This window comes from Pseudovibrio sp. POLY-S9, from assembly GCF_001431305.1.
Lineage (GTDB): Bacteria > Pseudomonadota > Alphaproteobacteria > Rhizobiales > Stappiaceae > Pseudovibrio.
This window is the reverse complement of record NZ_LCWX01000054.1, coordinates 1-419: the sequence shown is the minus strand read 5'-3', so window position 1 is coordinate 419 and position 419 is coordinate 1. Positions and strand designations below refer to the sequence as shown.

The window sequence follows — 419 nt, the reverse complement described above, 5'->3', positions numbered from 1 at the left end:
TGAAGTTCGTCCCTGTTTCCGGACAGTTTGATTAAACACATTACGCTGCCATTTTCCAAGCCCTTTGTTCAAACGCCTGACAAGGCGTTTTGTAGCCGATAGCCGAATGTCTGCGCTGACGGTTGTAGAACACCTCAATGTAGTCGAAGATGGCAGCCTTGGCCTGCTCCCTTGTTAGAAACCTGGTGTGATGAACCAGTTCTTTTTTCAAAGAGGCAAAGAAGCTCTCCATCGGAGCATTGTCGAGACATTGGCCTTTTCGGCTCATGGATTGGGTGATGCCAGCTTGCCGTAGAAGTTTGCGGTACTCCTCACTCGCGTATTGACTACCGCGATCGGAGTGATGAATGAGGCCAACAACAGGACCGCGTCTTCCCAGGGCCATCTTGAGGGCCGCACAGCACAGGTCCGCTTTCATA

At 51.3% G+C, this 419-nt stretch carries 1 protein-coding gene; it reads right to left on the bottom strand.

Annotated elements, in window-relative coordinates:
• Positions 1–40: 40 nt before the first annotated feature.
• Positions 41–419: IS3 family transposase (locus PPL9_RS03220; protein ID WP_152986580.1), on the bottom strand; the 379-nt coding region annotated here is incomplete at its 5' end.